This window comes from Actinomycetota bacterium, assembly GCA_036280995.1.
GTDB lineage: Bacteria > Actinomycetota > CALGFH01 > CALGFH01 > CALGFH01 > CALGFH01.
Genome location: DASUPQ010000730.1, coordinates 1 through 4,806, shown reverse-complemented (window position 1 = coordinate 4,806; position 4,806 = coordinate 1). Strand labels below are relative to the sequence as shown.

Below are 4,806 nucleotides of genomic sequence, written 5' to 3'. Positions count from 1 at the left end.
CAAGGGGACCACGCCCCTGCGCTACTCCCTGAGCGTGATCCACCGCGACCAGCCCACCCGGCCGGTCCCCATGCCCCCCACCTAAACGTGCCCCGATCCCCCGGCCATGGCACAGGCGCCGTTGGGGGGCCGTGGGGGGAGCGAGCTCCCCCCCACATGGCCCCCCAACGGCGCCTGTGCCATGGTCGGGGAAATCGGGCACGTTAGGTGGGGGGCATGGGGACCGGCCGGGTGGGCTGGTCGCGGTGGATCACGCTCAGGGAGTAGCGCAGGGGCGTGGTCCCCTTGTTGCGGTAGGCGTGGGGGCGGTCGGCCACGAAGGCGATCGCGTCCCCGGCGCCGACCACATGCGGGTCGCCGTCCAGCTCAAGGGTGAGCTCGCCCTCGATCACCAGCAGGAGCTCGCGGGTCCCTGACGGGTGGCCCTCGGAGGCGTAGCCGTCCCCTGGCACCATCCGCACGTCCCACAGCTCGACCTGCTGGGAGGTGCCCGACCCGACCAGCAGGCGGGCGGCGCTCCCCTTCTGCCCTCCGGTCCAGAGGGTCACCGCCTCTTCGGCCCGCACCACCCGGGCGCTCGGCACCTCCGGCGCCTCGACCAGGCTGGCGATGGAGACGCCGAAGGCGGTGGCCAGCCGGCAGATCGTGGCCACGCTGGGATTCGTCCGGGCCTGCTCGACCTGCGACAGCATCCCCTTGCTCACGCCCGACCTGGCCGCCAGGTCGTCCAGCGTCCAGGCCAACCGGGTGCGGTGCGCCCGCACGTTGCGACCCATGGCGGCGTTGACGTCCTCCGGCTCCGGCACTGCCCGCTCCTCCCCTCGTATCAATAAATTGTTCGACAAGTTCAGTATAGTGGAGTACAATAGATTGTACTGAAGGTTCACTGTACTGGTATCGCGCTGGCAAGACCAGACAAGAAGCCGGGAGCGACCATGGAAGTGATCTGGCTCGTCCTCGTCCTGCTCGCCGTCGACCTGGCCGCGTTCCTGTTCGCCGCCGACACCCGCCCCGGCCTCCAGCACACCCCCCGCTGGCGCGACCGCCACCGCGCCACCACGGGTTGAGCCCGATCACCCCGGTCGAGGGTTCTTGAACCTGGGCGTGCCGCTCGGGCTGGGGTCGGGGCTGTGCTGGGGGGCCGCCGACTTCTTCGGCGGCATCCAGTCCCGCCACCTGCCGGCGCTGACTGTCGCCTTCTGGAGCCAGGTGGCGGGCGCGCTGGCGCTCGCCACCGCCCTGGCCATCGAGGGAACGCCTCCCAACGCGACCGGGTTCGCCTGGGGCCTCGCGGCCGGGATCGGGGCCGGCTGCGCCCTGACGCTCTTCTACCGCGGCCTGGCCGAGGGCACCATGTCGATCGTCGCCCCCATCTCGGCCTGCGGCGCCATCGTCCCGGTCGCCGCCGCCCTCCTCACCGGCAACCAGCCGGGCAGCCTCGCCGCCCTCGGTGTCCTCATCGCCGTCATCGGCGTCGTCCTCGTCTCCCGCCCCGCCCCTACCGCCGAAGGCCCTGGTGCCGTTGCCAACCGGGGGAGGTCGCGGCGGGTGGTGGCGATGGCGCTGGGGGCGGCGCTCGGGTTCGGGCTGTTCTACGTGCTCGTGGACGCCGGAACGACCGGATCCCGTGGCGCACCGCTGTGGGTGATCGCCGGTGCCCGGACCAGCTCGCTGGCGGTCCTGTCGACGCTCGCGCTCGTCGGCCAGCGGGGCTGGGGGGACCGGCGGAGCCGGCGGCCGGCCCTGCGCTGGCCGGGGCGCCGGATCGGGCCGGTGGCGCTGATCGGGATCGGCGACACCGGGGCCAATCTGCTGTTCGCCTACGCGGCCATCGGTGGCAACCTCGCCGTCGTGGGCGTGCTCGCGTCGCTGTACCCGGTCACCACCGTCGTCCTGGCCCGCTGGCTGCTGGGCGAGCGGCTGTCGGGTGGCCAGAACGCCGGCGTCGTGCTCGCCCTCACCGGCGTGGGGCTACTGGCCGCCGCCTGACCCGGCCCCGATCCTGCCCAGACCCCACCCGGTTCCGACCCAGGCCCCGGGCCACGGGCCCCGGTCAGGACTGCCCGCGGCCGGTGCGCTCCTGGAGCTCGTCGATCCGGCGGGACGCCTCGGCCTTGGTCAGGTTCTCGTCGAACGCCTCGTCGGCCTGGTCGGAGAGGGTCCTGAGATAGGACGCCTGAGCGCCGGTCATCGGCTCATCCCCGGTCTTCCACTGGGCGGGGTCCTTCTCAAGGTTGGAGCCGCGAAGCTCCTGCTGGTCAGCCATGTCGACCTCCTGGAATCGAACTTGTGTTCGAGGCTAGCATGCCCTTCGGACCTCTGCCGAAACCCATCCACAGCCCCGGGCCTGTAGGCTGCCGGGTATGCATCCGGACCTCGCCTTCGCCCTCGAGCTGGCCGACCTGGCCGACGCCATCACCGTCGAGCGCTTCCAGGCCGACGACCTCGTCGTCGAGACCAAGCCCGACCTGAGCCCGGTGACCGAGGCCGACCGGGCGGTGGAGCAGGTCCTGCGCAAGCGGATCGGCGAGGAGCGACCCGGCCACAGCGTGGTCGGGGAGGAGTTCGGGGCCGACGAGCCGGGCAGCGCCCGCTGGATCATCGACCCGATCGACGGCACCAAGAACTACCTGCGCGGCATCCCGGTGTGGGCGACCCTCATCGCCCTCGAGCGCGAGGGCCGGGTCGAGATCGGGGTGGTGTCGGCGCCGGCGCTGCACCGGCGGTGGTGGGGGGCACGGGGCGAGGGAGCGTTCGTCAACGGCCGCCGAATCCACGTGTCCAAGGTCGGCGAGCTGTCGGACGCCGTCCTGAGCTACGCCAGCCTCCTGTCGTGGGAGCAGCACGGGCTCGGCGAGCAGTTCCTCACCCTCGCCCGCGGCTTCTGGCGGACCAGGGGGTTCGGGGACTTCTGGGGGCACATGCTGGTCGCCGAGGGCGCGGCCGACGTCGCCATCGAGCCGGAGGTCGAGCTGTGGGACCTGGCGGCGCCTCAGGTGATCGTCGAGGAGGCGGGCGGCCGCTTCACCGACCTCCGCGGCACCCCGACCCCGGCCGGCCGCAGCGTGGTCTCCAGCAACGGCCTCCTGCACGACCGGGTGGTCGCGACCCTGCGGCCGTGACCTCCGAGGACCCCGCCCCACCCTGGGCCTTGACCGGCGAGGGCCCCGACCGGCCGGCCCCCAGATGGCCCCTCGATGGGCGGGTGGCGCTGGTGACCGGGGTCAGCCGGCGGATCGGCATCGGGATGGCGGTGGCCAGGCGGCTGGCGGCGCTCGGGGCCGACCTGTTCGTCACCTCGTGGACCACCCACGACCGGGAGCAGCCCTGGGGCGCCGACCCCGGGGGCATGGACGCGGTCCTGGCCGGGCTGCGGGCCGGCGCCGCCCCCCGGCAGGCAGCGGGAGCCGGCGACCCGGCGGGGAGGCGGGTCGAGCACCTTGCGGCCGACTTCCTCGACCCGGAGGCGCCCGGCCGGGTGGTGGCGGCCGCCGTCGCGGCGTTCGGGCGGGTGGACATCCTCGTCTGCAACCACGCCCGCAGCAGCGAGGGGGACCTGGCGCGGCTCACCGCGGCCGAGCTGGACACCACCCTCGCCGTCAACACGCGGGCCGTGCTGCTGCTCGTCCAGGCCTTCGCCGCCCAGCACGACGGGCGGCCGGGTGGCCGGGTGGTGCTGTTCACCTCCGGCCAGCAGCTCGGGCCCATGCCGGACGAGCTCGCCTACGCGACCTCCAAGGGCGCGCTGGTCGCCATCACCCCCACCCTGGCCGACACGCTGGCCGACCAGGGGATCACCGTGAACACCGTCAATCCCGGCCCGACCGACACCGGCTACGCCGACGAGGCGGTCCGCGAGCGGGTGGCGACGAGGTTCCCGGCCGGCCGCTGGGGCACTCCCGACGACGTCGCCCGGCTGGTCGCCTGGCTCTGCACCGACGAGGCGGCCTGGGTCACGGGGCAGGTCATCAACTCCGAGGGAGGGTTCCGCCGCTACGGGTGACGCGGAGGCGCTACCCTGCCACGGCACAACCACACGGCGGAGAGGAGGAGCGGCACCGTGCACGGTCCCGCCGGAGTGCTCACGGTGGTCCTGTACGAGACCGCCCTCGGCGGCCTGGCCCTGCTCTGGCTGGCGCCGCTGTGGGGCGTGGTCCGGCCCGGCTTCTTCAAGCTGGCCGGGGCGACCGTGCTGGCCTGCGCGACGCTGGCCTGGCTGGCCGGCCGGGGCGAGCTGGCCGCCGCCGGAGCCACCGGCCGCATGGCCGCCCTCTGGCTGGGGGTGTTCGCGGCCGCCGTGCTCGTCTGGCAGGTGCTGCTCTACGCCCGCGTGGCCGCGGCCCGCTGGGCCGGCATGGCCGCGGTCCTGCCCGGGCTGGTCGCCGGGTGGCCGCTGGCCCAGCTGAGCGGACGCCCCGCCCTTGGGGCGCTGGCCCTGGGAACCGGGGCCCTGTTCCTGGGCGCGACCTTGGACGGGCTGCTGCTCGGTCACTGGTACCTGGTCGACCGGCGGCTGTCCAACCGGCCCATCGCCGCCCTCGCCACCTGGCTCGTCGCCGGGGTGGCGGCCGCCCTCGTCTCGGCCGCCCTCGGCGGGGCCAGGGGCAGCGCCGTCGACCAGTCGCTCTCGCCACTGCTGGCCTTCCCCAACCTCACCGTGTATCTGGCCGTCGGCCTGGTGCTGCTGGTCGGGCTGATGGCCTCCTTCATCCGGGTGCTGGTCAAGGGCAACTCCATCCAGGCCGCCACCGGCATGTTCTACCTGGCCGTGATCATGGCCCTGGCGGCCGAGTTCGCGGCCAAGGT

Annotated in this window: 7 protein-coding genes; 5 read left to right on the top strand and 2 right to left on the bottom strand. The window is 73.8% G+C overall.

From position 1 onward, the window contains the following. Window positions 1-203: 203 nt before the first annotated feature. Window positions 204-806 (bottom strand): cupin domain-containing protein, encoded by a 603-nt coding sequence (locus VF468_24475; GenBank protein ID HEX5881445.1) that lies wholly within the window; start codon window positions 804-806, stop codon window positions 204-206. 129 nt (window positions 807-935) lie between these two features. Between VF468_24475 and VF468_24470 the strand changes: the two genes are divergently transcribed. Both VF468_24470 and VF468_24465 read left to right on the top strand, forming a co-directional pair. Beyond that, window positions 936-1,067 carry a hypothetical protein gene (locus VF468_24470; GenBank protein HEX5881444.1) on the top strand — a complete coding sequence of 44 codons (132 nt, stop codon included), beginning with the start codon at window positions 936-938 and terminating at the stop codon, window positions 1,065-1,067. Window positions 1,068-1,104: 37 nt separating this feature from the next. Next, window positions 1,105-1,989 carry a DMT family transporter gene (locus VF468_24465; protein HEX5881443.1) on the top strand — a complete coding sequence of 295 codons (885 nt, stop codon included), beginning with the start codon at window positions 1,105-1,107 and terminating at the stop codon, window positions 1,987-1,989. Window positions 1,990-2,053: 64 nt separating this feature from the next. Here the strand turns inward: VF468_24465 and VF468_24460 are convergent, their stop codons facing one another. Next, window positions 2,054-2,266, bottom strand: a complete 213-nt coding sequence (locus VF468_24460; protein HEX5881442.1) for a DUF3072 domain-containing protein — start codon at window positions 2,264-2,266, stop codon at window positions 2,054-2,056. A gap of 97 nt (window positions 2,267-2,363) precedes the next feature. Here VF468_24460 and hisN point away from each other — a divergent pair, with 97 nt between their 5' ends. From hisN to VF468_24445, 3 genes are all read left to right on the top strand, one after another. Further along, window positions 2,364-3,122 carry a histidinol-phosphatase gene (gene hisN / locus VF468_24455; GenBank protein HEX5881441.1) on the top strand — a complete coding sequence of 253 codons (759 nt, stop codon included), beginning with the start codon at window positions 2,364-2,366 and terminating at the stop codon, window positions 3,120-3,122. Between the two features lie 29 nt (window positions 3,123-3,151). Further along, complete coding sequence (locus VF468_24450) at window positions 3,152-4,003, top strand: SDR family oxidoreductase (protein HEX5881440.1); 852 nt, start codon at window positions 3,152-3,154, stop codon at window positions 4,001-4,003. 57 nt (window positions 4,004-4,060) lie between these two features. Next, the coding region (locus VF468_24445) for a hypothetical protein (protein HEX5881439.1) at window positions 4,061-4,806 on the top strand (746 nt) is incomplete at its 3' end.